General features: G+C 66.9%; 26 protein-coding genes. 19 read left to right on the top strand and 7 right to left on the bottom strand.

The annotated features are described in order from the left end of the window. Positions 1-24: 24 nt before the first annotated feature. From ACZ0AE_RS17240 to ACZ0AE_RS17220, 5 genes are all read left to right on the top strand, one after another. Positions 25-921 (top strand): DMT family transporter, encoded by an 897-nt coding sequence (locus ACZ0AE_RS17240; RefSeq protein ID WP_038686144.1) that lies wholly within the window; start codon positions 25-27, stop codon positions 919-921. 140 nt (positions 922-1,061) lie between these two features. Continuing rightward, positions 1,062-2,069 (top strand): methionine ABC transporter ATP-binding protein, encoded by a 1,008-nt coding sequence (locus ACZ0AE_RS17235; protein WP_038686146.1) that lies wholly within the window; start codon positions 1,062-1,064, stop codon positions 2,067-2,069. After that, positions 2,066-2,755: a methionine ABC transporter permease gene (locus tag ACZ0AE_RS17230; protein WP_038686148.1), complete on the top strand. Its 690-nt coding sequence runs from the start codon at positions 2,066-2,068 to the stop codon at positions 2,753-2,755. Before ACZ0AE_RS17235 ends, ACZ0AE_RS17230 begins: the two co-directional genes overlap by 4 nt. Before the next feature lie 189 nt (positions 2,756-2,944). Beyond that, positions 2,945-3,223: a type II toxin-antitoxin system RelE/ParE family toxin gene (locus tag ACZ0AE_RS17225; protein WP_447595779.1), complete on the top strand. Its 279-nt coding sequence runs from the start codon at positions 2,945-2,947 to the stop codon at positions 3,221-3,223. A 10-nt stretch (positions 3,224-3,233) separates the two neighbouring features. Then, complete coding sequence (locus tag ACZ0AE_RS17220) at positions 3,234-3,536, top strand: HigA family addiction module antitoxin (RefSeq protein WP_038686150.1); 303 nt, start codon at positions 3,234-3,236, stop codon at positions 3,534-3,536. Between the two features lie 9 nt (positions 3,537-3,545). On the opposite strand, the gene ACZ0AE_RS17215 is transcribed toward ACZ0AE_RS17220, so the two are convergent. Further along, positions 3,546-4,151: a lipocalin family protein gene (locus ACZ0AE_RS17215; RefSeq protein ID WP_038686152.1), complete on the bottom strand. Its 606-nt coding sequence runs from the start codon at positions 4,149-4,151 to the stop codon at positions 3,546-3,548. A gap of 161 nt (positions 4,152-4,312) precedes the next feature. On the opposite strand from ACZ0AE_RS17215, the gene ACZ0AE_RS17210 reads away from it, so the two are divergent. Both ACZ0AE_RS17210 and ACZ0AE_RS17205 read left to right on the top strand, forming a co-directional pair. Next, positions 4,313-4,660 carry a hypothetical protein gene (locus ACZ0AE_RS17210; protein ID WP_244880172.1) on the top strand — a complete coding sequence of 116 codons (348 nt, stop codon included), beginning with the start codon at positions 4,313-4,315 and terminating at the stop codon, positions 4,658-4,660. 34 nt (positions 4,661-4,694) lie between these two features. Then, positions 4,695-6,788, top strand: coding sequence for a prolyl oligopeptidase family serine peptidase (locus ACZ0AE_RS17205; RefSeq protein WP_463601708.1), 2,094 nt, complete (start codon positions 4,695-4,697; stop codon positions 6,786-6,788). Positions 6,789-7,340: 552 nt separating this feature from the next. Here ACZ0AE_RS17205 and ACZ0AE_RS17200 read toward each other — a convergent pair. Next, positions 7,341-8,528, bottom strand: coding sequence for a pyridoxal phosphate-dependent aminotransferase (locus tag ACZ0AE_RS17200; protein ID WP_447595770.1), 1,188 nt, complete (start codon positions 8,526-8,528; stop codon positions 7,341-7,343). Positions 8,529-8,641: 113 nt separating this feature from the next. Between ACZ0AE_RS17200 and ACZ0AE_RS17195 the strand changes: the two genes are divergently transcribed. The 8 genes from ACZ0AE_RS17195 to hslU all read left to right on the top strand — a co-directional run bounded on the left by ACZ0AE_RS17195 (position 8,642) and on the right by hslU (position 16,163). Then, a complete protein-coding gene (locus ACZ0AE_RS17195; RefSeq protein ID WP_137190406.1) occupies positions 8,642-10,759 on the top strand; it encodes a S9 family peptidase in 2,118 nt (705 codons plus the stop codon). Between the two features lie 77 nt (positions 10,760-10,836). After that, entirely contained in the window at positions 10,837-11,265 is a 429-nt protein-coding gene (locus ACZ0AE_RS17190; protein WP_463601707.1) for a YbaN family protein, read from the top strand. Positions 11,266-11,412: 147 nt separating this feature from the next. Then, positions 11,413-11,652 carry an LPS translocon maturation chaperone LptM gene (gene lptM, locus ACZ0AE_RS17185; protein ID WP_463601706.1) on the top strand — a complete coding sequence of 80 codons (240 nt, stop codon included), beginning with the start codon at positions 11,413-11,415 and terminating at the stop codon, positions 11,650-11,652. Next, the gene (dapF, locus tag ACZ0AE_RS17180) at positions 11,645-12,499 is read left to right on the top strand and encodes a diaminopimelate epimerase (RefSeq protein ID WP_463601705.1); all 855 of its coding nucleotides are present in this window, start codon (positions 11,645-11,647) and stop codon (positions 12,497-12,499) included. Before lptM ends, dapF begins: the two co-directional genes overlap by 8 nt. Then, positions 12,496-13,173, top strand: coding sequence for a DUF484 family protein (locus tag ACZ0AE_RS17175; protein WP_137190405.1), 678 nt, complete (start codon positions 12,496-12,498; stop codon positions 13,171-13,173). Before dapF ends, ACZ0AE_RS17175 begins: the two co-directional genes overlap by 4 nt. Before the next feature lie 19 nt (positions 13,174-13,192). Further along, a complete protein-coding gene (gene xerC / locus ACZ0AE_RS17170; RefSeq protein ID WP_463601704.1) occupies positions 13,193-14,083 on the top strand; it encodes a tyrosine recombinase XerC in 891 nt (296 codons plus the stop codon). Positions 14,084-14,174: 91 nt separating this feature from the next. Further along, positions 14,175-14,726, top strand: coding sequence for an ATP-dependent protease subunit HslV (gene hslV / locus ACZ0AE_RS17165; protein ID WP_019183676.1), 552 nt, complete (start codon positions 14,175-14,177; stop codon positions 14,724-14,726). 60 nt (positions 14,727-14,786) lie between these two features. Beyond that, on the top strand, positions 14,787-16,163 hold the full coding sequence (gene hslU, locus ACZ0AE_RS17160) for an ATP-dependent protease ATPase subunit HslU (protein ID WP_038686167.1): 1,377 nt from the start codon (positions 14,787-14,789) through the stop codon (positions 16,161-16,163). Positions 16,164-16,844: 681 nt separating this feature from the next. Here hslU and ACZ0AE_RS17155 read toward each other — a convergent pair. Next, positions 16,845-17,513 (bottom strand): TetR family transcriptional regulator, encoded by a 669-nt coding sequence (locus ACZ0AE_RS17155; protein ID WP_038686169.1) that lies wholly within the window; start codon positions 17,511-17,513, stop codon positions 16,845-16,847. Positions 17,514-17,745: 232 nt separating this feature from the next. Here ACZ0AE_RS17155 and smeD point away from each other — a divergent pair, with 232 nt between their 5' ends. The 3 genes from smeD to ACZ0AE_RS17140 are packed head-to-tail and all read left to right on the top strand — an operon-like array spanning position 17,746 to position 23,506. Then, positions 17,746-18,921, top strand: coding sequence for a multidrug efflux RND transporter periplasmic adaptor subunit SmeD (gene smeD, locus ACZ0AE_RS17150; RefSeq protein WP_137190402.1), 1,176 nt, complete (start codon positions 17,746-17,748; stop codon positions 18,919-18,921). Between the two features lie 12 nt (positions 18,922-18,933). Beyond that, positions 18,934-22,122 carry a multidrug efflux RND transporter permease subunit SmeE gene (smeE, locus tag ACZ0AE_RS17145; protein WP_428711981.1) on the top strand — a complete coding sequence of 1,063 codons (3,189 nt, stop codon included), beginning with the start codon at positions 18,934-18,936 and terminating at the stop codon, positions 22,120-22,122. Beyond that, complete coding sequence (locus tag ACZ0AE_RS17140; protein WP_038686173.1) at positions 22,115-23,506, top strand: efflux transporter outer membrane subunit; 1,392 nt, start codon at positions 22,115-22,117, stop codon at positions 23,504-23,506. Before smeE ends, ACZ0AE_RS17140 begins: the two co-directional genes overlap by 8 nt. Positions 23,507-23,632: 126 nt before the next feature. On the opposite strand, the gene ACZ0AE_RS17135 is transcribed toward ACZ0AE_RS17140, so the two are convergent. The 4 genes from ACZ0AE_RS17135 to ACZ0AE_RS17120 form a co-directional block, all read right to left on the bottom strand. Then, the gene (locus ACZ0AE_RS17135) at positions 23,633-24,082 is read right to left on the bottom strand and encodes a low affinity iron permease family protein (RefSeq protein WP_463601703.1); all 450 of its coding nucleotides are present in this window, start codon (positions 24,080-24,082) and stop codon (positions 23,633-23,635) included. Then, positions 24,079-24,495: a hypothetical protein gene (locus tag ACZ0AE_RS17130; RefSeq protein ID WP_463601702.1), complete on the bottom strand. Its 417-nt coding sequence runs from the start codon at positions 24,493-24,495 to the stop codon at positions 24,079-24,081. The genes ACZ0AE_RS17135 and ACZ0AE_RS17130 overlap by 4 nt, the downstream gene beginning before the upstream one ends. A 62-nt stretch (positions 24,496-24,557) precedes the next feature. Further along, positions 24,558-24,848 (bottom strand): hypothetical protein, encoded by a 291-nt coding sequence (locus tag ACZ0AE_RS17125; protein WP_038686177.1) that lies wholly within the window; start codon positions 24,846-24,848, stop codon positions 24,558-24,560. Positions 24,849-25,105: 257 nt separating this feature from the next. After that, a complete protein-coding gene (locus tag ACZ0AE_RS17120; RefSeq protein WP_463601701.1) occupies positions 25,106-25,558 on the bottom strand; it encodes a nucleoside deaminase in 453 nt (150 codons plus the stop codon). Positions 25,559-25,693: 135 nt separating this feature from the next. Between ACZ0AE_RS17120 and ubiE the strand changes: the two genes are divergently transcribed. Continuing rightward, a complete protein-coding gene (gene ubiE / locus ACZ0AE_RS17115; protein ID WP_038686180.1) occupies positions 25,694-26,455 on the top strand; it encodes a bifunctional demethylmenaquinone methyltransferase/2-methoxy-6-polyprenyl-1,4-benzoquinol methylase UbiE in 762 nt (253 codons plus the stop codon). Positions 26,456-26,495 lie beyond the last annotated feature (40 nt).

The following is a 26,495-nucleotide window of genomic DNA, read 5'->3' as shown; positions in this document are numbered from 1 at the left end:
CGCCGATCGTGGCGATAATGGGCAATGATCACCCAGAAATCCCCCTCCCGCGCCGTCGCCTGGATGTTGATGGCCGTGGCCTGCTTCTCGCTGATGGATGCCGGCATGAAGCAGCTCGCCAGCAGCTATCCCACCCTGCAGGTGACCTTCCTGCGCGGCGCGGCCTCGCTGCCGTTCGTGCTGGTCTGGGTGCTGGCCACCGCCGGTCCGCGCTCGCTGGTGCCCAAGCGCTGGGCCCTGCACCTGCTGCGCGGGGCGCTGGGCATGGCGATGATCGGCTGCTTCGTCTACGCCCTGCGCAGCCTGCCGCTGTCCACCGCGTACACCATCTACTTCGTGGCCCCGCTGCTGATCGCCGCGTTGTCGGTGCCGCTGCTGGGCGAACACGTCGGCCCGCGGCGCTGGATCGCCATCGGCATCGGCCTGGTCGGGGTGCTGGTGGTGTTGCGGCCGGGCGTGGGGGGCTTCATCTCGGTGCCGGGCCTGATGGTGCTGCTGGCCGCCACCGCCTATGCCGTGGCTGCCATCACGGTCAGCATGCTCACCCGCACCGACACCCCGCAGTCGATGGTGGTCTGGTTCCTGGTGATCATGGCCGTGGGCGCCGGCCTGCTGGCCATCCCCGACTGGCAGCCGTTGCAGCTGGGCCACGCCGCGTTGATCGCCGGCATGGGCCTGGCCGGGGCCGGCGGGCAGGTGGCCCTGACCCGCGCGTTCCAGCTGGGCGAGGCCTCGCTGATCGCGCCGCTGGAGTACACCGGGCTGGTCTGGGTGATCGGCTGGGACCTGCTGTTCTGGGGAGCGCTGCCGGACCGCTTCACCTGGCTGGGGGCGGCGATCATCGTCGCCTCCGGCCTGTACCTGCTGCACCGGGAGCGGGTCCGCCAGGTCCAGGCGCCCGCGCCGCTGGACCATCCCTGAGCCGGGCAGGGCCGTCCCTGGCCCCGATCACGCCGGCTTAGAACCAAACGGAATATCATTCCGCACAGCCGCGCGGGCCAGGGCCGCCCCGCGCTGGTAGGCTGCACGCCCCCTCCCGTCGATGCCCGGTTGACCGCGAAGTGATCGAGTTCCAGCGCCTGCACAAATCCTATGCCGTCGGCGGCCGCGCGATCGCCGCGCTGCAGCCGCTGGACCTGACCATCGAGGCCGGCGAGGTATTCGGCATCATCGGCCACTCCGGGGCAGGCAAGTCGACCCTGATCCGCCTGATCAACCGGCTTGAGGAACCCACCGGCGGCCGCCTGCTGATCAGCGGCGAAGACGTCACCGCGCTCGACGCCGACGGCCTGCGTACGCTGCGCCGTCGCATCGGCATGATCTTCCAGCACTTCAACCTGCTGTCCTCGCGCACGGTGGCGGCCAACGTCGCCTTCCCGCTGGAGCTGGCCGGTACGCCGCGCGCCGAGATCGACGCGCGCGTGGACGAACTGCTGCATACCGTGGGCCTGGAAGCACATGCAACCAAGTACCCGGCGCAGTTGTCCGGCGGCCAGAAGCAGCGCGTCGGTATCGCCCGCGCCCTGGCCACCCGCCCGCAGATCCTGCTGTGCGATGAAGCCACCAGTGCACTGGACCCGCAGACCACCGCTTCGGTGCTGAAGCTGCTGGGCAAGATCAACCGCGAGCTGGGCCTGACCATCGTGCTGATCACCCACGAGATGGACGTGATCCGCCGGGTCTGCGACCGCGTGGCCGTACTCGATGCCGGCCACCTGGTGGAAACCGGCCCGGTCACCGAGGTGTTCCTGCACCCGCAGCACCCGACCACGCGCCGCTTCGTGAGCGAATCGGAGCAGGTGGACGAGGGCGAGCTGCACAAGGACTTCGAGGCGGTCGCCGGGCGCATCGTGCGCCTGACCTTCCTCGGCGCGGACACCTACGAACCGCTGCTGGGCCGCATCGCGCGCGAAACCGGCGTGGACTACAACATCCTGTCCGGCCGTATCGACCGGATCAAGGACACCCCCTACGGCCAGCTGACGGTATCGCTGGTGGGCGGCGACGTGCAGGCCGCGCAGGCCGGCTTCGTGGCCGCCGGTGTCCACCTTGAGGAGCTGCGTCGATGATGCTGGGTACTGCCGGCGGGTTCTTCCGCCATCTGGATGCGGGCAAGTGGGCCGATATCGGCCAGGCCACGCTGGATACCCTGCTGATGCTCGGCGGCTCGCTGCCGCTGACGCTGGCCATCGGCCTGCCGCTGGGCGTGCTGCTGTTCCTGACCGGCTCGCCGCAGCTGCACCGCAAGCCGGTGCTGTATGGCGCACTGGCGGTGCTGGTGAACCTGCTGCGCTCGGTGCCTTTCATCATCCTGATGATCGTGCTGATTCCGCTCACCTTGTGGATGATGGGCACCTCGCTGGGTGTGCGCGGTGCGATCGTGCCGCTGGTGATCGGCGCGGCGCCGTTCTACGCACGCCTGGTGGAAACCGCGCTGCGCGAAGTGGACCGTGGCGTGATCGAAGCGAGCCAGTCGATGGGCGCCACCACCTGGCAGCTGGTCACCCGGGTGTTGCTGCCCGAAGCGCGACCCGGCCTGATTGCCGGTGCCACGGTCACGGTGATCGCGCTCATCGGCTTCACCGCGATGGGCGGCGCGATCGGCTCGGGCGGCCTGGGTGACCTGGCGTTCCGCGACGGCTACCAGCGCTCGCACACCGACGTGGCCCTGGTCACCGTGGTGCTGCTGCTGGTACTGGTGCAGATCCTGCAGATGCTGGGCGACTGGCTGGTGTCCCACTACAGCCGGAAGTAACCGGTAGGTACCGACCGTTGGTCGGTACACCACCTTCAGCGGCGGCTGGGCCAGGCCCCAGGTCGTGCCGCCCATTGGAATGCCAAGGCGGCAGCCTGCACAGATTCGATTGATCAGGTGCTCGACCAGCGCATCATTGCGTGACGGGTACCTGTGTTATATTCCGTTTCGCGTAATACGCTGCGCGGAATGATTCAATCCTTCCGATGCCGTCACACGCTCGCGCTGTTTGCGGGACGATGCCCTCGACAATTTCGTGCGTTCCAGTCACTGGCCGAGCGCAAACTGCAGATGCTGGATGCTGCACAGACGCTGCAGTTCCTGCGCAGCCCGCCCGGAAATCGGCTCGAAGCGCTGTACGGCGACCGACGCGGGCAGCACAGCATCCGCGTCAACGCGCAGTGGCGACTTTGTTTTGTCTGGACCGACAACGGTCCGCGTGATGTCGAGATCGTCGATTACCACTGAGGTGCCATCCATGAGCCGCCCCACCAACAACCTCAGGGCCGTCCATCCGGGCGAAATCCTGCGCGAGGAGTTTCTGCTGCCGTTGCAGCTGAGCATTACTGCGCTGGCACGGGCGCTGGATGTGCCGCCTACGCGATTGCATGCCATCGTGCATGAAACCCGCGGCGTCACGGCGGATACCGCGGTGCGCCTGGCACGTCATTTCGGTGGGGACGCCGCGTCGTGGCTGGCCCTCCAGGCCGAGTACGATCTGAAGACGCTGCCGACCCGCGAGGAAATCGAGCGCAGGGTGCAGCCGCGCGAGGCAGCCTGACCGCCACGCTTACCGGACGTTCGGCACCTCATACCCCAGCCGGTCCACCTGCTCGGGGTGCTGCGGCACGCGCTTGAGCTTGTCGGTGTTGACCCCGTACTCGTCGCGCAGGCGGGTGGCCAGTTCCTTGTAGAGCTCTTTGTCCATGTCCGGCTGGCGCGCGAAGATCCAGGCCATCTCGCGGCCGGGATAGCCCAGCATCGCCCACGAATAGTCCGGGGCCACTTCCAGCACGCGGGTGTGGGTCGGCACGATCTTGTAGAACCAGGTGCGCCAGTTGTGGTTGCCGCTTTCCTCATCCACCGAGGCGCGCACGGTCAGCTCCTGGAGCGGTTCGGAGAACCCGTTGCGGTACCGATAGGTGATGGACACCTTCTGGTCGCCGCGCAGGCTGAACTCGTTGACGCTGGCCACATGGCCGCGTTCGATCGGGTTGGGAACCCGGCCGATCACATACCAGGTGCCCATGAACTTCTGCAGGTCGATGGGGGCGCCAGTCGCTTCGGTGGCCACCGGTGCCGGGCTCGGCTTGGCCTCGTGGCGGAAGGCGCAGGCGGACAGCAGCGACAGCGTCGACAGCAACAGGACAGCGCGAAGCGGGCGGTTCAGAGACATGCGGCAGAAGGCTCCAGTGGCTGGCACGGGCATGGTGGGTGGGACAGCGGAGAACGTCAATGGTGGCGTTCATGCTTGCCGTGCCGGTTGCGGCAACAGGTCGCAGCCGGTGAGATGGTGGCACGGCAAGGTGACGCATCACTTTCGCACGGAGTCGTGTCATGCCCTTGTCGTCGTCGCGTCATTCCCCGCGTTCACAGGCCGCCGCACGCCTGGCCAGCACCCCCGATCCGCAGGTACTGCGCTGGGTCCGGCAGGCCGCCCTGGCCGGACTGGCCCTGGTGCTGGTGTGGCCGGCGGCACGCGGCAGCAGCGAATGGCTGGGCTGGCTGCCCCTGTGGCTGGTGGGCATGCCGTGGCTCGCCTGGTGGAGCCTGTACCGGTTCCGCCTGCCAATGGCGCTGCTGCGCCGCCGCAGCAGTGGCCGTCGCCGTGGCCCGCAGGCCCGCCGCCGCACCCGCGTGGCGCGCCCTGACCTTCGACACGGGAGCGCCGGCCGGGCGGTGTGATAGCGTCCGGGGCTTATGTCCGCTTGGAGCTGCAATGTCCAAAATCGCTTCCGCCTGCCTGATGGCAGGCCTGATGACCGCCGGTGCGGTAGGTACTGCCATGGCTGCTGAGACCCCCGCCGACCCGTACGCGTGGCTGGAAGACGTGACCGGCGACAAGTCGCTGGACTGGGTCAAACAGCAGAACGCCAAGTCGGAGGGCCGCCTGGCCCAGACTCCGGCGTTCAAGCAGATGGAAGCCAGCATCCGCGAGGTGCTCGATTCGGACGCCAAGATTCCCGGCGTGCAGAAGATCGGTGACTACTACTACAACTTCTGGAAGGACAAGCAGCACGAGCGCGGCCTGTGGCGCCGCACCACGCTGGCCGAGTACCGCAAGGCCTCGCCGACCTGGGAAACCGTGCTCGACCTCGATGCCCTGAACAAGGCCGAGGGTGAGAACTGGGTCTGGCACGGCGCCGACTGCCTGCGCCCGGACTATTCGCGTTGCCTGATCGCGCTGTCGCGCGGCGGCGCCGATGCCGATGTCACCCGCGAGTTCGACCTGGCCAACAAGACCTGGATCAAGGACGGCTTCTTCCGCCCCGAATCCAAGGGCGGGCTGAACTGGATCGACCGCGACACGGTGTTCGTCTACACCGATTTCGGCGCCGGCACCATGACCACCTCCGGCTACCCGCGCGTGGCCAAGCTGTGGAAGCGCGGCACGCCGATGGCCAGCGCCAGCGTGGTGTACGAAGGCAAGCCCGATGACATGTACATCGCGGCCATGCACGACGACACCCCCGGTTACGAGCGCAACCTGGTCAGCCGCACGCTGGCCTTCTACAACAACGAGATCTACCTGCGCGGCGACGATGGCACGCTGACCAAGATCGACGCGCCGAACTCGGCCGAGAAAGGCCTGCGCAAGCAGTGGCTGACCCTGGAGCTGCGCGATGCGTGGACCGTGGGCGGCAAGACCTACACCGCCGGTTCGTTGCTGGTCACCAAGCTGGACGACTACCTGGCCGGCAAGCGCGACTTTGAAGTGCTGTTCGCGCCCACCGACACCACCTCACTGGCCGGCAGCAGCTGGACGAAGAACCATCTGGTGCTCAACGTGCTGGATGACGTCAAGAGCCGCCTGAGCGTGCTCACCCCGACCGACAGCGGCTGGAAGAAGAGCGACTTCACCGGCGCGCCGTCGTTCGGCACCGTGGCCGTGGGTGCGGTGGATGCCGATGACAGCGACGCGGTGTGGATGACCGTCACCGACTACCTGACCCCGACCACGCTGGCCATTGCCGAGATCGGCAAGCAGCCGGAAGTGCTCAAGACCATGCCGGCGTTCTTCAATGCCGAGGGCAAGGTGATCGAACAGCACTTTGCGACCAGCAAGGACGGCACCCGCGTGCCGTACTTCGTGGTGCATGCCAAGGACATGAAGCTAGATGGTTCCAACCCGACGCTGCTGTATGGCTACGGTGGCTTCGAGATCTCGCTGACCCCGTCGTACTCGGGCGGCATGGGCCGGGCGTGGCTGGAGAAGGGCGGCGTGTACGTGGTGGCCAACATCCGCGGCGGTGGCGAGTACGGTCCGCGCTGGCACCAGGCGGCGCTGAAGCAGAACCGCCACAAGGCCTATGAAGACATGGCCGCGGTCGCCCGCGACCTGGTGAGCCGCAAGATCACCTCGGCCAAGCACCTGGGCGTGCAGGGCGGCAGCAACGGTGGCCTGCTCACCGGCAACATGCTCACCCAGTACCCGGAGCTGTTCGGGGCGGTGGTGGTGCAGGTGCCGCTGCTGGACATGAAGCGTTACAGCCACCTGTTGGCCGGCGCATCCTGGATGGCCGAGTACGGCAATCCGGACACGGCCGATTGGGAGTTCATCAAGACCTTCTCGCCGTACCACCTGTTCGATGCGAAGAAGACCTACCCGCCGGTGCTGTTCACGACATCCACCCGTGACGATCGGGTGCATCCGGGCCATGCTCGCAAGATGGCCGCGAAGATGATCGAGGCCGGCAAGGACGTGACCTACTACGAGAATATCGAGGGCGGTCACGGCGGCGCGGCCAACAATGCGCAGGCCGCGCACATGTCGGCATTGGCCTATAGCTTCCTGTGGGAGCAGTTGCGGTAGAGTCGGGCGTTGCTCGACTGCTGGGATGGCCCATCGGCCCGGTAGCCGCAGGAATTCACCGAAGGCCGCTTCGGTCCGCCTCCGGGTGGTGGGGCGTCAGGTTGGCTCCACCCCATTTCGACGCCGCGCAGAGATGCGCGGCGTTTTTTTGGTTGTTCGCCTTCGGCGGGGTTTCGAAGCGAAAGGCAACTGCGACGGCAACAGCAACAGCAACAGCAACAGCGGCGAGTGCGTGCGGTTGCTGGCTGGGTGGGTACGGGTGAGTTGGCGGGACACGCTGCAAGTACGTCCGTGTAAGCTCGTGAGCGCCATCCATGGCGCCCAACGGTCCCGCCAACCCACCCGTACCCACCCCTGACAGTGTGCGGGTGCGCAACAGGCAAGCGGGAAGCGGGAAGCGGAGAGGCGTGAAGCGAGCGGCGCCTCGCGCTGCCGTCTTTGTTTTATCGCCGTGGCCACCGGCCAACTTTATGGGGTGGGGTGTGGAGGTTTGTGGGGCCGTTGCGCCGCATGGGCCCGACGCATGCGTCTTCTTTTGCAGCGTCTACCGACTCACCGCACCCACGTCTCCAACCCACGCCGGATCCGTGCCACGGCTTCTTCCAGACGCGGTACTTCCTGTGTATAGGCCAGTCGCACGTGGGCGTTGGCGCGGTAGTGTCCGAAATCCAGCCCCGGCGTAAAGGCCACGTGCTGGGTTTCCAGGAAGTGCGCGCAGAACGCCTGCGCGTCATCGGTGAACGCGCTGACGTCGCAGTACAGGTAGAAGGCGCCTTCGGGCTCCACCTCGATGCGGAAGCCCAGCGCGCGCAGCGCCGGCAGCAGGTAGTCGCGGCGCTCGCGGAAGGCCGCGCGGCGGTGTTCGAAGATGGCCATGCTTTCCGGGGTGAAGCAGGCCAGTGCTGCATGCTGGGCAATGCTGGAGGCGCTGATGTACAGGTTCTGCGCCAGCTTCTCCAGGTCCGGTACCGCCTGTGGTGGGGCGACCAGCCAGCCCAGCCGCCAACCGGTCATGCCGTAGTACTTGGAGAAGCTGTTGAGCACGAAGGCCTCGTCGTCCACCTGCAGCACGCTGGCCGCGTCCATGCCGTAGGTCAGGCCGTGGTAGATCTCGTCCACCACCAGGTGGCCGCCGCGCGCCTTCAACGACTGCGACAACCCGGCCAGCTGCGGCGCCGACAGCACCGTGCCGGTCGGGTTGGCCGGCGAGGCCACCAGCGCGCCCACGCTGGCCGCGTTCCAGTGCTGCTCGATCAGCGCGGGGGTGAGCTGGTAGGCCGTCTCCGGGCCCACCGGCACCAGTTGCGCGGCGCCCTCGACCAGGCGCAGGAAGTGGCGGTTGCACGGATAGCCGGGGTCGGCCAGCAGCCAGTGCTTGTCCGGGTCCACCAGCAGGCTGCTGGCCAGCAGCAGCGCGCCTGAGCCGCCCGGCGTGACCAGGATGCGCTCGGGGTCGATCTGCAGCTGGTACCGCTGCTGGTAGAACCCGGCGATGGCCTCGCGCAGCGCGGGCAGCCCGCGCGCGGCGGTGTAGCGGGTGTGGCCGGCGGCCAGGGCGGCCTGGCCGGCCTGCACGATCGGTGCGGCGGTGGTGAAATCCGGCTCGCCGATCTCCAAGTGGATCACGTCGTGCCCGGCCTGCTCCAGCGCCTGCGCGCGGGCCAGCAGCGACATCACGTGGAAGGGTTCGATTTCCTGGCTGCGGCGGCTGTAGCCGGCCGTGGGGGTAGGGGTGCTCATCCTGCCGATGATAGGTGCAGTGACCATCGGCAGGCTTGCCGCTGCCCCAACGCCCGCCCAGACTGGGGCCGACCATGGACGCCATTGCATTCCCCCGTAAGGAGCCTTATCTCGTGAAACCCGCCCTTTGTTTACTGGTTGCCAGCCTGATGACCTCCAACGTGCATGCCGCCCCCGCGCTCACCCCGCCCGACGCCGAGAAGCAGCCGCACACGGTCAAGGCGCCGTTCGGCGCGACCCGCAACGACGACTACTACTGGCTGCGCGACGACAAGCGCGAAGATCCCAAGATGCTGGCCTACCTGAATGCGGAAAACGCCTACACCGACCAGGTGGTGGCACCGCTCAAGCCGCTCGAGGACACCCTGTACAAGGAAATCGTGGCGCGCATCAAGCAGGACGATGCCAGCGTGCCCGCGCGTGATCGCGGCTACTGGTATTACACCCGCTTCGAGACCGGCAAGGATTACCCGATCCAGGCACGGCGCAAGGGCAGCATGGAGGCGCCCGAAGAGATCCTGCTGGACATCAACGTGATGGCCGAGGGCAAGAACTACTTCGATGTCGGCGATGCCGACGTCAGCCAGGACAACCACCTGCTGGCCTGGGCCGAAGACGATGTCGGCCGCCGCCAGTACGTGATCCGCTTCAAGGACCTGCGCACCGGCCAGGTGCTGCCGGACCGTATCGAGAACGTGTCGCCCAACGTGGTCTGGGCCGACGACAACCGCACCCTGTTCTACGTCGAGAATGATCCGGAAACCCTGCTCACCGTGCGCGTCAAAAAGCACGTGCTGGGCACCCCGGCCAGCAGCGACGTGCTGGTGTACGAAGAGAAGGACGACAGCTTCTACATGGGCGTCGGCCGCACCCGCGACGACAAATTCCTCACCATCGAACTGCACAGCACGGTCAGCTCGGAAACCCGTTATGCCCCGGCCGCCAACCCGCAGGCATTCACCCTGCTGGCGCCGCGTGCGCGCGATGTGGAGTACGACGCCGACCACTTCAATGGCCGCTGGGTGATCCGCACCAACGATGCCGGCGCGAAGAACTTCAAGATCGTCACCGCCCCCACCGATGCCACCGCGCGCACGCAGTGGACCGACTGGGTGGCCCATGACGATGCGGTACTGGTGGAAGGGTTCGAGCTGTTCGACGGCTTCAGTGCCATCGCCGAGCGTTCCAATGGCCTCGAGCGGATTCGCCTGCTGTATCCCGATGGTCGCCAGGACTACGTCAAGGCCGACGAGCCGGCCTACTCGATGGGCCTGGCCGCCAACCCCGAGCCGGACAGCCCGTGGCTGCGCTACGCCTACAACTCGCTGACCACCCCGACCACCACCTACGAGCTCAACACCGTTACCGGTGAGCGCCGCCAGCTCAAGCAGCAGCCGGTGATCGGCTACGACCCGGGCAAGTACACCACCGAGCGGGTCTGGGTGACCGCGCGTGACGGGGCCAAGGTGCCGGTGTCGCTGGTGTACCGCAACGGTTTCAAGAAGGACGGCACCGCGGCGCTGTACCAGTACGCCTACGGCAGCTACGGCATGTCGATGGACCCCGGTTTCAACCAGACCGTGGTGAGCCTGCTTGACCGCGGCGTGGTCTATGCGATCGCGCATATCCGCGGCGGCGAGGAAATGGGCCGTGCGTGGTACGAGGACGGCAAGCTGCTGAAGAAGCAGAACACCTTCAACGACTTCGTCGACGTCACCCGCGAACTGGTGCGCCTGGGCTATGCGTCCAAGGACCGCGTGGCCGCGTCCGGCGGCAGCGCCGGCGGCCTGCTGATGGGCGCGGTGGCCAACCAGGCCCCGCAGGACTACCGGGTGATGGTGGCGCAGGTGCCGTTCGTGGACGTGGTCACCACCATGCTCGACGCCAGCATCCCGCTGACCACCAACGAGTACGACGAGTGGGGCAACCCGGAGCAGCGCGAGTACTACGACTACATGCTCGGCTACTCGCCCTACGACAACGTCAAGAAGCAGGCCTACCCGGCGCTGTTCGTCGGCACCGGGCTGTGGGATTCGCAGGTGCAGTACTGGGAGCCGGCCAAGTGGGTGGCCAAGCTGCGCGATGACAACACCGGCACCCATCCGATCGTGTTCCGCACCAACATGGAGGCCGGGCACGGCGGCAAGTCCGGGCGTTTCCAGCGCTACCACGAGCTGGCCGAATCGTATGCGTTCGTGCTCGACCAGCTGGGCGTGACCGCCGCCCCGTAAGGCCGGCCTCTGGCCGGCAACCCGCTTTCCGGACGGCGACCATCGCGGTCGCCGTCCGGCCTCGCTATGCTGGGCGCATGACCGTGCCCGAGCGCCCCGACGTAGCCGATGCCCCAGCCACGCGGCCGCCGGTGCGGTTCCGCTGGGCCTGGTGGCTGCTGGCCTATGCCAGCCTGGCCACCGGCATCGTCGGCATCTTCGTGCCGGGCCTGCCCACCACCGTGTTCATCCTGATCTCGGCCTGGGCCGCCTCGCGCGGCTCCGACCGTCTGCACACCTGGCTGCTGCAGCATCCGCGCTTTGGCCCTTCCATCCGCAACTGGCAGGCCCACGGTGCGGTCAGCCGCTACGCCAAGTGGATGGCGACCCTGACCATGGCGGTCTGCGCCGGCATCATGCTCTGGTGCGTGCCGATCGCGTGGGTGAAGTGGTTCTCCATCGGCAGCATGGCGGCGGTGGCGATCTGGCTGTGGAGCCGCCCACTCCCACCGGACGAAACTCCCTGAATGATGGGGTAACGAGCCCCTTGAGTCAGGGGGCGGCCGCGAAGTGGCCGGGGGTGGGTAGTGGTAACGCGGGGCCCGCGTTTTGCGCAGCAAAGCGTGGGGCGTCAGCCCACATGCGCTGACGCGCCGCACGGCTATACTCAGGCCATGAGCATCCCCCATCGCAACCGAATCCTGATTCCGTTGGCAGCGGCCTCGCTGCTTCTCCTTGCCGCCTGCGGCAACAAAGGCCCGCTGGTGCTGCCGCAGAAGCCGGTGCCGGTCGAAGAAGTCGCCGAGCCGGCCGTCGATGAGACCACCCCGGCGGCCGTGGATGACACCGACAACCCGCCGGTGGTGCCCGATCCGGTCGACGCGCCGCTGAAGTCCGAAAATGGTAATGACTAAGGCCGCCTCCACGGCGCTGCGCTTCAGCAAGATGCACGGCGCCGGCAATGATTTCGTCGTCCTGGACCTGCGTGACGGTACGCCTGCACCCACCCCGGCCCTGGCGGCCCGCCTGGCCGACCGCCATACCGGCGTGGGCTGCGACCAGATCCTCACCATCGAACCACCGCGCGCGGAAGGGTCGGTGGCGTCTTACCGCATCTGGAACGCCGACGGCTCGCAGTCCGAGCAGTGCGGCAATGGCGCCCGGTGCGTGGCCGCCTGGCTGGTGCGCGATGGCGCGGCCGGTGAGGAGGACAGCTTCGCCATCGACAGCCCGCTGGCCACCCACACCATCGAGCGCCTGGGCAACGACCAGTACGCGGTGGCGATGGGCGTGCCGCGCTTCGAGCCGGCGCAGGTGCCGCTGCTGGGCTTTGCCCGTGCGCGCGATGAATACCTGCTGCCGTTGCAGGGCGACACGGTGCGCTTCGGCGCGGTGTCGATGGGCAACCCGCATGCGGTGATCGAAGTGGGCCTGATCGATGCCGCCCCGGTTGAACGCCTGGGCAACCTGCTGCAACAGCACGCCACCTTCCCGCAGTCGGTGAATGTCGGCTTCGTGCAGGTGATCGACCCCCGCCATGCGCGCCTGCGCGTGTACGAACGCGGTGTGGGGGAAACCCTGGCCTGCGGCAGCGGCGCCTGCGCGGCGGCGGTGGTGATGATGCAGCGTGGCCGGCTGGAGCGCGACGCCACACTGTCGCTGCCCGGCGGCGAGCTGCGCCTGCGCTGGCCGGCCGACGACGCCCAGGTGGTGATGTCCGGCCCGGCAGCCTTCGTCTTTGAAGGGGAGTGGCACGCATGAACGAGACGGTCGAAAAGATCGGTGCGCACGAAGTCGCCGCCTGGTTGCGGCGGCATCCGGCGTTCCTCAAGCAGTTCCCGGACCTGGCACTGACCATGGTGGTGCCGCGCGATGACGGCCCGACCGCGTCGCTGGCCAGCTACCAGCTGGACGTGCTGCGCGACAAGAACCGCGAGCTGTCGCGACGGCTCGCCGACCTGGCCGCCAACGCGCAGGTCAACGAACGCCTGGCCGTCCGCACCCATCAGCTGACCCTGGCGCTGATGAAGCAGACCACGGCCGCCGATACCCTGCGCGCCATGGCCGCCTCGCTGGAAGAAGACTTCGCCGGCGACAAGGTGCGCCTGGTGATGCTGCAGCCGGTTGCCGGGCTGGAGCAGGCGCCGTGGCTGCAGGTGATCCCGGCCGACAGCCCGCTGCTGGGGTCGTTCCGCGATTGCCTGGCCGATGGCGAGCCGATCTGCGGCCGCCTGCAGGCCGAAAAGAACACCGTGCTGTACGGCGCGCTTGCCGACACGGTGCAGTCCAGCGCATTGCTGCCGCTGCCGGGTGTCGGCCTGATCGCCGTGGGCAGCCACGATCCCAACCGTTTCTACCCCGGCATGGGCACGCTGTTCCTGCGCATGATGGGCGAAGCGCTGGCGGTCGGCCTGGCCCGCTTCACGCACGACTGAGGCCGACGTGGGCGCTGGCATGGGGGCCGCTGCGGAATTCCTCGCGCACCTGGAGGTGGAGCGGCGCATGTCGGTGCATACCCTGGATGCCTACCGCCGCGACCTGGACGCCTTGACCGCCTGGGCCAACGACCACGACGCGCGCATCGACGTGCTCGATGGCGAGCAGTTGCGCCAGTTCATCGCCGCCGAACACCGCCGCGGGCTCTCGCCCACGTCGCTGCAGCGCCGCCTGTCGGCGTGCCGCAGTTTCTATGCGTGGCTGCTCAAGCATCGCCGCATCGAAGCCAGTCCCGCCGCAGGGCTCAAGGCCCCGAAGGCGCCGCGCAAGCTGCCGCAGGTGCTCGATGCCGACGAGGCCGTGCAGCTGGTGGAGCTGCCCACCGATGGGCCGCTGGGCCTGCGTGACCGCGCGCTGCTGGAACTGTTCTATTCCTCCGGGCTGCGCCTGAGCGAGCTGTGCGCGCTGATCTGGCGTGACCTGGATTTCGCCACCGGGCTGGTCAACGTGCTGGGCAAGGGCAACCGCGAGCGGCGCGTGCCGTTCGGCTCGCACGCGCGCACCGCGCTGGAAGGCTGGCGCGGCGAAAGCGGCGGCAGCGACGCCCAACCGGTGTTCCCGGGGCGCAAGGGCGGGCCGATCAGCCAGCGGGCGATCCAGATCCGCATCCGCCAGCTGGCCCAGCGCCAGGGCCTGTTCAAGCATGTACACCCGCACATGCTGCGGCACAGTTTCGCCAGCCACATCCTGGAATCCTCCGGCGACCTGCGCGGCGTGCAGGAACTGCTCGGGCATGCCGATATCGCCACCACGCAGATCTACACCCACCTGGATTTCCAGTACCTGGCCAAGGTCTACGACGCCGCGCACCCGCGCGCGAAGCGGCGCAAGAGCGGCAACGAAAGCTGAATCGATCCACTGCGTCACCGGGCCGCAGGGCAGGGTGGGTTGAAGCCCCCGGCAACGACCCCACCTCAGTCTCTGTCACCCCGGAGGCTCCATGGACCCCAGTCAGAACCCCAACGTATTTCACGCCACCACCATCATTTCGGTGCGCCGCAACGGTCATGTCGCGGTTGCCGGCGATGGCCAGGTCACCCTTGGCCACACGGTGATGAAGGGCAACGCCCGCAAGGTGCGCCGGCTGGGTCGCGAGGGCCAGGTCCTGGCCGGTTTCGCCGGTGCCGCCGCCGACGCCTTCACCCTGTTCGAACTGTTCGAGGCCAAGCTTGAGAAGCACGGCCAGCTGCAGCGCGCTGCAGTGGAGCTGGCCAAGGACTGGCGCACCGAGCGCCGCCTGGGCAAGCTCGAAGCGCTGCTGGCCGTGGCCGACAAGGACACCTCGCTGATCATCAGCGGCACCGGCGATGTGATCGAGCCGGAAGACGGCATCATCGCGATCGGTTCCGGCGGTTCGTACGCGTTGTCGGCCGCACGCGCGCTGATGGCACACACCGAACTGGACGCCCGCACCATCGCCACCGAGTCGATCAACATCGCCGGCGACATCTGCATCTACACCAATCGCAACGTGGTGGTCGAGGAATTGTAAGCGTAGTGCCGGCCGCTGGCCGGCACCCCCGACCCACCACATTCATTCGTGAGCACACCCATGCCGCACAAGATTGAAGTTTCTTCCGCCACCATGACCCCGCGCGAGATCGTGCAGGAACTGGACCGGCACATCGTGGGCCAGCACGACGCCAAGCGCGCGGTGGCCATCGCATTGCGCAACCGCTGGCGCCGCATGCAGCTGCCGGCCGAGCTGCGCAATGAAGTGATGCCCAAGAACATCCTGATGATCGGGCCGACCGGCGTCGGCAAGACCGAGATCGCGCGTCGCCTGGCCACGCTGGCCAACGCGCCGTTCGTGAAGGTGGAAGCCACCCGTTTCACCGAAGTGGGCTATGTGGGCAAGGACGTGGAGCAGATCATCCGCGACCTGGCCGATACCGCGGTCAAGCTGTACCGCGAGCAGGCCAAGGTGCGCGTGCGCACCCAGGCCGAAGAGCGCGCCGAAGACCGCATCCTGGACGCGCTGCTGCCGCGTCGCAGCGCGGGTATCGGTTTCGATGCCGAGGCCGCGCGCAACGAGCCGTCGGCGCAGGACAACGAAACCCGCATCAAGTTCCGCCGCATGCTGCGCAACGGTGAGCTGGACGAGCGCGAGATCGAGCTGGAAGTGTCGGCCAACGTCAGCATGGACATCATGACCCCGCCGGGCATGGAGGAAATGGGCCAGCAGCTGCGCCAGATGTTCTCGAGCATGGGCGGGGCGAAGGCGCAGAAGCGCACGCTGAGCATCAAGGCCGCGCGTCCGCTGCTGATCGAGGAAGAGGCGGGCAAGCTGGTCAACGAAGACGATATCCGCAGCGCGGCGATCGAGGCCTGCGAGCAGCACGGCATCGTGTTCATCGATGAGATCGACAAGGTGGCCAAGCGCGGTGAGGCAGGCTCATCGGGCGGCGATGTGTCGCGCGAGGGCGTGCAGCGCGATCTGCTGCCGCTGGTGGAAGGGTCGAACGTGTCCACCAAGTACGGCACGATCAAGACCGACCACATTCTGTTCATTGCTTCCGGTGCGTTCCACCTGGCCAAGCCGAGCGATCTGATTCCGGAGTTGCAGGGTCGTTTCCCGATCCGGGTGGAGCTGGGCGCGCTGAGCAAGAACGATTTCGTGCGTATCCTGACCGAGCCGAAGGCGGCGCTGACCAAGCAGTACGAAGCGCTGCTGCAGACCGAGGGCGTGTCGATGAAGTTCACCGAGGACGCGGTGGACCGTCTGGCGGAGATCGCGTTCCAGGTCAACGAGCGCCAGGAAAACATCGGCGCCCGCCGCCTGCACACGGTGCTGGAGCGCCTGCTGGACACGCTCAGCTACGAAGCCCCGGACCGCGATGGCGAGACCATCAGCATCGACAAGGCTTACGTGGATGCGCACCTGGGCGAGCTGGTGCAGGACCCGGACCTGAGCCGCTACATCCTGTAACGCATCACAACAGTCGGGTGGTAGGGAAGCGGCGGCGCGAAAGCGTCGCCGCTTTTTTTATTTCGATTGCGGTGGATCAAAAGCGTTATGTGTGACGCATGCGCTGGTTGGGCAGGGGCGTGGGAGTTCGCGGGACACGCCGCAAGTACGTCCGTGTAGGCTCGTGAGCGCCTTGCTCGTTTGTGCAGTCCTGCACAAACGGCAAGACCGGGGTTGGGCGTCCTGCCCAACCCGTCCGGCGCATGCGCCGGACCCATGGCGCCCAACGGTCCCGCAAACTCCCACGCCCCCACCCTCGACACATTCCTGTCGCGCACAGAAAAGGCGACAGCTTTAGCTACCTTTTGCCTACGTTTGCCTAAAGCAACTTCTCTTCAACCCAGTCCGGGATCTTCTGCACACACAACGTAGTGGAAGCAAGTCGATTCAAATGAAGAGCGGCTTTTCCATGGCCACCAGCCCATTGTCGAGGGTGGGGCGGTGTGGGTTCGCGGGACCGTTGGGCGCCATGGATGGCGCTCACGAGCCTCCAGGGATGGATTCACGGCGTGTCCCGCGAACCCACACCGCCCCGCCCAGCCATGGACAAGCGGAATCTGCCTGGCTTCGGCTTCGGCTTCGGCTTCGGCTTCGGATTTGGATTTGGCTTTGGCTTTGGCCTTACGCCTTACGCCCTAAACCTCAAACCTCATCCTCAGTAGGCAGCGCCGTCGGCGCCGCGCCCGGGGTGAACACACCCGGCTTCACGAACGCACTCAGAATCGCGTCCAGCGTCTGCGCGCCGTCGCGTTTGATCTCGAACAGCTCCGGCTCCAGCATCGCGCTGTACAGCACCCCGGTCAGACTCGTGCTCACGATACGGGCCACCGTGTCCACGTCCACCCCCTCGCGCAACTGTCCCAACTCGCGCGCGCGCTGGAAGGCCGCCGCGAAAATACCCAGCTCCTCGCGCGATGCCTCCAGCTGCAGCTCCTGCATCGCCTGGCTCTCCACCGACAGATCGTTGCGCAGCATGATCTCCATCATGTTGCGCAACCGCTCGTCATCGGCCAGCTCCTGGAAGGACACCAGCAAGGCTGACCGCAGATCCAGCACCGGCGTCGTGCGCTTGGACGACGTCGTCCGCCGCAACCGCTCGATGAACGGAACGCGCTCACGGTCGATCATCGCCGTCAGCACCTCCGTCTTGTTCTTGAAGTGCCAGTACACCGCCCCCCGCGTATAGCCGGCGCGCGCACCGATCATTGCCAGGCTCGTCCCTGCCACCCCGAATTCATGGAAACAGGCCTGGGCCGCGTCGAGGATCCCCGCGCGGGTGGCCTGCGCCTCTTCTTTGGTCTTTCTGGCCATTGCGCTTTGCAGTTGCTGGATGAAACCGACCTGAATTGTACCGCTTTACAAACAAACATGCATGTATGTATATTTCCGTCCCACTGATTCCCGGTGAGGACCGCGCGTAGCCGCGCCAAAGCCGAAACCGTCAGATTTGCCGTATTTGCCGCCCTGTTGGCTGTCATTCGTCGCTTTTAAAGGCGGGGTAGTGCTGCAGGCGACCCTTTTTCGTTTCCTGTGAGCCCCCACCATGTCCCGAACCCCGTACCGTCTTCTCGCGCTGTCCCTCGCGATCGCCTTGACCGTGTCCGCCTGTGGCGGCGGTGAGCAGGAGGGGCCGCAGGGCGGCCCGGGCCAGGTCACCGTTGCCACCCTCAAAGGCGAACAGGTCAGCCTCACCCGCGAACTGCCCGGCCGCACCAACGCCTTCCTGGTCGCCGAAGTGCGCCCCCAGGTCAGCGGCATCGTCGCCAAGCGCCTGTTCACCGAAGGCGGCCTGGTCACCGCCGGCCAGCCCCTGTACCAGGTGGATGACGCCAGCTACCGCGCCCAGGCCAACAGCGCCCGCGCCCAGCTTGCCCGCGCCGACGCCACCGCCAACGCCGCGCGCCTGAGCGCCAAGCGCATCACCGAACTGGCCAAGGTCGACGCGGTCAGCAAGCAGGACCTGGAAAACGCCGTGGCCGCACAGAAGCAGGCCGAGGCCGACGTGGGCGCCGCCAAGGCCGCCCTCGATGCCGCCAACGTCACCCTGGGCTACGCCCGCATCACCGCCCCGATCAGCGGCCGCATCGGCAAGTCCTCGGTCACCCAGGGCGCGCTGGTCAGCGCCGGCCAGGCCGACGCGCTTGCCACCGTGCAGCAGCTCGACCCGATCTATGTCGACCTGACCCAATCGGCCAGCGAACTGCTGCAGATGCGCCGTGAACTGGCCAGCGGCCGCCTGCAGGACAACCAGACCCTGCCGGTCACCATCCTGCTCGACGACGGCACCGAGTTCGCCCACAAGGGCACCCTGGAGTTCTCCGAAGTCAGCGTCGACCCCACCACCGGCAGCTACGCGCTGCGGGTCAAGGTCGACAACCCCGACCAGGTGCTGATGCCCGGCATGTACGTGCGCGCCCAGGTCGGCAGCGGCGTGCGCGAAAACGGCATCCTCGTGCCCATGCAGGGCATCGCCCGCGATCCCAAGGGCGACACCACCGCCATGGTGGTCGGCAAGGACAACAAGGTCGAAGTGCGCCCGGTCAAGGTCAGCCGCGCGGTCGGCAGCAAGTGGCTGGTCGAAGACGGCCTGAAGCCGGGCGACAAGGTCATCGTCGAAGGCCTGCAGAAGATCCAGCCGGGCATGCCCGTGCAGGCCACCGAGATGGGCGCCGCGCCGGCCAAGCCGGCCACGCCGGCGGCGCCGGCCGACAAGCAGTAAGCGGAGAATCCAATGGCTCGTTATTTTATTGATCGCCCCATCTTCGCGTGGGTGATTGCGATCATCATCATGCTCGCCGGTGCGCTGGCCGTGGTGAAGCTGCCGGTGTCGATGTACCCCGAAGTGGCACCGCCCGCCGTTGAAATCAGCGCCACCTACCCGGGTGCGTCGGCCAAGGTGGTGGAAGACTCGGTGACCCAGATCATCGAGCAGAACATGAAGGGCATCGATGGCCTGATCTACTTCTCCTCCAACAGCTCGGCCAACGGCCAGGCCACCATCACCCTTACCTTCGAGAGCGGGACCAACCCGGACATCGCGCAGGTGCAGGTGCAGAACAAGCTGCAGCTGGCCATGCCGCTGCTTCCGCAGGAAGTACAGCGGCAGGGCATCAACGTGGCCAAGTCGAGCAGCGGCTTCCTGCAGGTGATCGGCTTTGTGTCCAACGACGGCAGCATGGACGCCAACGACATCTCCGACTACGTCGGCTCCAATGTCGTGGACCCGCTCAGCCGCGTGCCGGGCGTGGGCAACATCCAGGTGTTCGGTGGCAAGTACGCCATGCGCATCTGGCTGGACCCCAACAAGCTGCACACCTACAAGCTGTCGGTGGATGAAGTGACTGCGGCGATCACCGCGCAGAACGCGCAGGTCGCCATCGGCCAGCTCGGCGGCGCGCCGTCGGTGAAGGGCCAGCAGCTCAACGCCACCATCAACGCGCAGGACCGCCTGCAGACCCCGGAACAGTTCCGCAACATCCTGGTCCGCGGCGGCACCGACGGCAGCGAGCTGCGTCTGGGCGACGTTGCCCGCGTGGAACTGGGCGCGGAAAGCTACGACTTCGTCACCCGCTACAACGGCAAGCCGTCCACCGGTATCGCCATCACCCTGGCCACCGGCGCCAACGCGCTGGACACCGCCAACGGCGTGCGCGCCGCGCTGGAGGACATGAAGTCCAACTTCCCGGCCGGGCTGGAATCGGTGGTGCCGTATGACACCACCCCGTTCGTGCAGGTCTCGATCAAGGGCGTCATCAAGACCCTGATCGAAGCGATCGTGCTCGTGTTCGTGGTGATGTACCTGTTCCTGCAGAACTTCCGCGCCACCCTGATCCCGACCATCGCGGTACCAGTGGTGTTGCTGGGCACGTTCGGCATCCTGGCCGCGCTCGGCTTCTCGATCAACATGCTGACCATGTTCGCCATGGTGCTGGCGATCGGCCTGTTGGTCGATGACGCCATCGTGGTGGTGGAGAACGTCGAACGCATCATGTCCGAAGAAGGCCTGTCACCGCTGGAGGCCACCCGCAAGTCGATGGGCCAGATCACCGGCGCGCTGGTGGGTATCGGTCTGGTGCTGTCGGCGGTGTTCGTGCCGATGGCCTTCATGAGCGGTGCCACCGGCGTCATCTACCGGCAGTTCTCGGCCACCATCGTGTCGGCCATGGCGTTGTCGGTGCTGGTCGCCATCGTGCTCACCCCGGCGCTGTGCGCCACCATGCTCAAGCCGCTGAAGAAGGGCGAGCACCATGTGGCGCACAAGGGCTGGTCGGGCCGGTTCTTCGGCGGCTTCAACCGCGGCTTCGACCGCTCCAGCGAAACCTACCAGCGCGGCGTCAAGGGCATCCTGGCCCGGCCGTGGCGCTTCATGTCGATCTTCGCCGTGCTGGCACTGGTGATGGGCCTGCTGTTCATGCGCCTGCCCAGCTCGTTCCTGCCCAACGAAGACCAGGGCATCCTGATGGCCCTGGTGCAGACCCCGGTCGGCGCTACCCAGGAACGCACGCTGGAAGCGATGTACCAGCTGGAAGAACACTTCCTGAAGAACGAAACCGAGGCGGTCGAATCGGTGTTCTCGGTGCAGGGCTTCAGCTTCGCCGGCATGGGCCAGAACGCGGGCATGTCCTTCATCAAGCTCAAGGACTGGAAGGAGCGCGACGCCGACCAGGGCGTGGGGCCGATCACCGGCCGCGCGATGGGCGCACTGGGCCAGATCAAGGACGCCTTCATCTTCGCCTTCCCGCCGCCGGCCATGCCGGAGCTGGGCATCGGCTCGGGCTACACCTTCTTCCTGAAGGACACCAGCGGGCAGGGCCACGAAGCACTGCTCAACGCACGCAACCAGCTGTTGGGCGGCGCAGGCGGCAGCAAGCTGCTGGCCAACGTGCGTCCCAACGGCCAGGAAGACACCCCGCAGCTGCGCATCGACGTGGACGTGGAGAAGGCCAATGCGCTGGGCCTGTCGGTGGCCTCGATCAACAACACCCTCGCCACCGCGTGGGGCAGCAGCTACATCGATGACTTCATCGACCGTGGCCGGGTCAAGCGCGTGTATGTGCAGTCCGATGCGGATTTCCGCATGAACCCGGACGACTTCAACGTGTGGTCGGTGAAGAACAGCCAGGGCGAGATGGTGCCGTTCAGTGCCTTCGCCTCCAAGCGCTGGGACTACGGTTCGCCGCGCCTGGAGCGCTACAACGGTGTGTCGGCGATGGAAATCCAGGGCGAGCCTGCCCCGGGCGTGGCCTCCGGCGATGCCATGGTGGAAATCGAGCGCATCGCCAAGGACCTGCCGCCGGGCTTCGAGATCGAATGGACTGCGTTGTCCTACCAGGAACGCCAGGCCGGTTCGCAGACGCCGCTGCTGTACACGCTGTCGCTGCTGATCGTGTTCCTGTGCCTGGCCGCGTTGTATGAAAGCTGGAGCGTGCCGACCTCGGTGCTGCTGGTGGCCCCGCTGGGCATCCTCGGCGCGGTGCTGGCCAACACCATGCGTGGCATGGAACGCGACATCTACTTCCAGGTGGCCATGCTCACCACGGTGGGTCTGACCAGCAAGAACGCGATCCTGATCGTGGAGTTCGCCAAGGAAAACCTGGAGAAGGGCGCTGGCCTGATCGAGGCCACCATGCATGCCGTGCGCGACCGTCTGCGCCCGATCATCATGACCTCGCTGGCCTTCGGCCTGGGCGTGCTGCCGCTGGCGATCGCCTCCGGTGCCGGTTCGGGCGCGCAGCGCGCGATCGGTACCGGCGTGCTCGGCGGCATGGTGGTGGGCACCGTGCTGGGCGTGTTCTTCATCCCGCTGTTCTTCGTGGTGGTGCAACGCCTGTTCAACCGCAAGCTGCGCGCGGCCGAGGCATCCCCGCAGGCCGGCACGCAACACAACGGCGATACGCCGGAAGGTGGCAATCATGAGTAAGGCATCCTCCCTGCTGGCCCTCGCCGTGGCCGCGGCGCTGTCCGGCTGCGCCACGCTGGTGCCGTCCAGCACCGAAGTCGCGCCGGCGATCCCGGCGCAGTGGCCGGCCACCACCAGCGGCACGTCCTCGGCCACCGTCGAGGTGGCCGACATCGGCTGGCGCGATTTCTTCGTCGACCCGCGCCTGCAGGCGGTGATCGCCCAGTCGCTGGACAACAACCGCGACCTGCGCGTGGCCGTGCTCAACGTCGAAAAGGCGCGGGCGCAGTACCGCATCCAGCGCGCCGACCGCGTGCCTGCGGTCGGCGTGCAGGGGCAGATGACCCGCACCGGCGGTGATGCCCCGGTCACCGAGCAGTTCAGCGCGAACCTCGGTGTGGTCGAGTTCGAGCTGGACCTGTTCGGCCGCGTGCGCAACCTGAGCCAGGCGGCGTTGCAGCAGTACTTCAGCGAGGCGGCCAACCGGCGCAGCGCGCAGCTCAGCCTTGTGGCCGAAGTGGCCAATGCCTGGCTGACCCTGGGCGCGGACAACGAACAGCTGCGCATCGCCCAGGCCACCCTGGCCAGCTACGAAGACTCGCTGCGGCTGGCCGAGGCGCGTCATCAGCTGGGCGGCGCGTCGTCGCTGGAACTCAGCCAGACCCGTACGCTGGTGGAAACCGCACGCACCGACGTGGCCCGCTTTGCCGGGCAGGTGGCGCAGGACCGCAACGCGCTGGTGCTGCTGGCCGGTGGGCCGGTCGATGACACCCTGTTGCCGGCAACCGAAGTGACCGAGATCGCGGCGGTGCGCCCGCTGCCGGCCGGCGTTCCCGGCGAGGTGCTGCTGCGCCGTCCCGACGTGATGGCCGCCGAGCACACGCTGCTGTCGGCCAATGCCAACATCGGTGCGGCCCGTGCGGCGTTCTTCCCGTCGATCAGCCTCACCGGCAGCATCGGCTCGGCGTCGTCGGAGCTGTCCAACCTGTTCGACAGCGGCACCCGTGCCTGGAGCTTCGTGCCGACGCTGAACCTGCCGATCTTCCAGGGCGGCAAGCTGCGCGCCAACCTGGGCGTGGCCACCGCCAACCGCGATATCGCGCTGGCGCAGTATGAGAAGGCCATCCAGTCGGGCTTCCGCGAGGCGGCCGATGCATTGGCGCTCAACGACAGCCTGGATGCGCAGCTGGCCTCGCAGCAGGCCCTGATGGCGGCGGCCACGCAGGCGCAGACGTTGTCGCAGGCGCGCTACGACGCGGGGCTGGATAGCTTCGTGACCCTGCTGGATGCGCGGCGCACCGCCTATACCGCGCGCAAGTCGCTGGTCAGCACGCAGCTGGCGCAGCAGTCCAACCAGGTCGCGCTGTACAAGGTGCTGGGCGGCGGCTGGCACGAGCGCGGCTGAGCGGCGTGCGCAACGCGGTAGAGCCGACCGTTGGTCGGCTGGCCTTGCCGACGAGCGGACAGCAGCCGACTAACAGTCGGCTCTACCATTCGGCTCTACCGGTCATCGTCGTGGTCATCAATGCGCTCATGACCGCGGTTCATCCGCCCGGTCATGACGTTGGTCGTCCTTGCGCCCATCGCCATGGCAGGCACGCGCACGTTCCAGCGCATCACCGGCTTCGCGCGCCATGCGCTCGTACTCGCGGCGGATCTCTTCCAGTCGCTCTTCGTCGAGCTCTTCCAGGTCCAGCAGTTCGTTGTTGGCCTCGGCGGTGGCCCGGATCAGCTCATCGAGCTTGATCTGCACCGCAGCCGCATCCGCGTTCTGGCTGTGCTGGATCAGGAACACCATCAGGAAGGTGATGATCGTGGTGCCGGTGTTGATCACCAGCTGCCACGTATCGTTGAATTTGAAGACGGGGCCGCTGAGTGCCCACAGCGCCACGATGGACACGGCGGCAAGGAACGTCCAGGGCGTTCCTGCTGCATAGGCCGCCTTCTTGGCGACCAGGTTGAACACACTTCGAAGGCTCATGCGGCACGGCAGGGTAGCAACGGGACCCCATCATTGGCGGCGCGCCGTGTACGCGCCGTGCAGCGTGTGCTCAGGCGCGTGCGGCACCCAGGCGCGGGCGCGTGGCCAGCGTCGTGGCGGCTGGCCAGGTACACATGTTCCCAGCAGGATTCGACGAACGCGCGGGCCTGCTCTTCGGTGAGGCGCGGCATGATCTGCAGCGCGTACTGGGTCTGGAACGTTTCATCGCGCTGCTCGTCGCTCGCGCGCGGCTGGGTGATCAGCGAATCGCAGGCGAACTTGATCCACGGCACGTAGTGGCCGAACGACCCCGAGCCCGTGCCAAGGTTGCCGTCGGCGTGGCGCTGGCGCCAGTACGCAACCTCTGCGTCTACGTCGATCACGGCAGGGATGGAAAGCTGGGCGGAAGACATGGTGGCATCGATATGCAAGGAGGGAGTTTTACAAGAGTGCGTAAAGCGCAGTGCATGCGACGTCATTGTGGTGTCGACTCCGCGTGGCGGTCCTGGCTGACATGTTCAGCGCAGCGTTCGCCCAGCAACTGTGCATGGTCGACCACGCCCAGCTGTTCGGCCAACGTGGCCAGCTGGTTGCAGACATCGATGCGCCGCTCCGGATGGGCGTGGGTCAAAGCGTCCTGGATGGCCTGGTAGGCGGTCCAGAACGGAGCGGAGTTCTGGTAGGTGGCGTAATGCACCTGCAGCTGTTCCCAGGCAGTAACCAGCGCGGGGTCCATGGCGGCGGTGCGGCGTATTCGGGCATTCATGACGTCTCCTCGACGCTGCTGCCCCCTGTGCATCCACCATAGGCGGTCGCTGTGCAGGGTTTGTTAGTGCAGCGTCGTCGCGCGGTGCCGCAGGTGTGGACACTGCGGTGCGCGAGGACGGCCATACGCTGCTGGCACAGCGCGTTCACCCGGCTGACGGGAACTGAAGCGTTCAGAACCGGAGATGCTGCGATCGGGTGTCACAGCACCTCACAGGCGCAGCGGAACGGCTCACTCCACTGCGCGAAGCATCGCGATCACTCGCCGATGTCTTCGTTCCAGACCTCCGGGTGGGCCGAAATGAAGCCGCCCAGCAGGTCGATGCAGGCCTGGCTCTGCATGTCGATGACTTTGACCCCGTTTTCGCGCAGCCAGTCGATGCCGCCCTGGAAGGTGACCGACTCGCCTACCACCACGGTGCCGATGTTGAACTGGCGCACCAGCCCGCTGCAGTACCAGCACGGGGCCAGCGTGGTGACCATGATGGTGTCCTGGTAGCGGCGCTGGCGGCCGGCCTTGCGGAACGCATCGGTTTCCCCGTGCACCGACGGGTCGCCTTCCTGCACCCGGCGGTTGTGGCCGCAGCCCAGCAGGCGGCCGTCGTTGTGGTACAGGGCAGCGCCGATCGGGATGCCGCCTTCGGCCAGGCCCTGGCGGGCTTCGGCGATGGCGGTTTCAAGCAGGGCGGCGTAGTCGGGGGTGGTGATCATGGGCGGTCCGTAAGCATCTGGACCGCCATGATAGTGGCCGCCAGCGGCTTCGGCACCGGCCGGCGCGGGCCCCCTGCGGCGCCCGGTCGCAGGGGGCGGGTGCCGCAGCGCGCCGAGCGGTGCGATAATCCGTCCATGAGCGAATCCCCCTACAAGACTGGCACCACCCATTTCGGCTTCCGCGATGTCGCAGCCAAGGACAAGCAGAAGCTGGTGGGCGAAGTGTTCACCTCGGTCGCGCGCAGCTACGACCTGATGAACGACCTGATGAGCCTGGGCATCCACCGGGCCTGGAAGCGCTACTACGTGGCCACCGCGCAGGTGAAGCCGGGCGACCGCGTGCTCGACCTGGCCGGCGGCACCGGCGACATCGCCGCGCTGATCAAGGAGCGGGTGGGTGACGAGGGTGAAGTGGTGCTGGGCGACATCAACGCCGGCATGCTGTCGGTGGGCCGCGACCGGTTGATGAACCGCGGCTTGGTCAAGGGCCTGGAGTACGTGCAGTGCAACGCCGAGGCGCTGCCGTTCCCGGACGCCAGCTTCGACCTGGTGACCATCGCCTTCGGCCTGCGCAACGTGACCGACAAGGACGCCGGCCTGCGCGAGATGTACCGCGTGCTCAAGGTGGGCGGCCAGGCGCGCGTGCTGGAGTTCTCCGAAGTCACCGCGGACTGGTTCAAGCCGATCTACGACTTCCACTCGTTCAAGATCCTGCCCAAGCTGGGCCAGCTGTTCGCGCGTGACGGCGACAGCTACCAGTACCTGGCCGAGAGCATCCGCAAGCACCCGCCGCAGGAACAGCTCAAGACCATGATGGGCGAGGCGGGCTTCGCGCGCTGCCATTACAAGAACCTGACCGGCGGCATCGTCTCGATCCACTCCGGCTACAAGGTTTGAGACACCGGTCCAGTTCCCGCTGAGGGAGCTGGTCCACACT

Source organism: Stenotrophomonas sp. AC248 (assembly GCF_979258185.1).
This window is presented reverse-complemented; position numbering and strand designations above follow the sequence as displayed.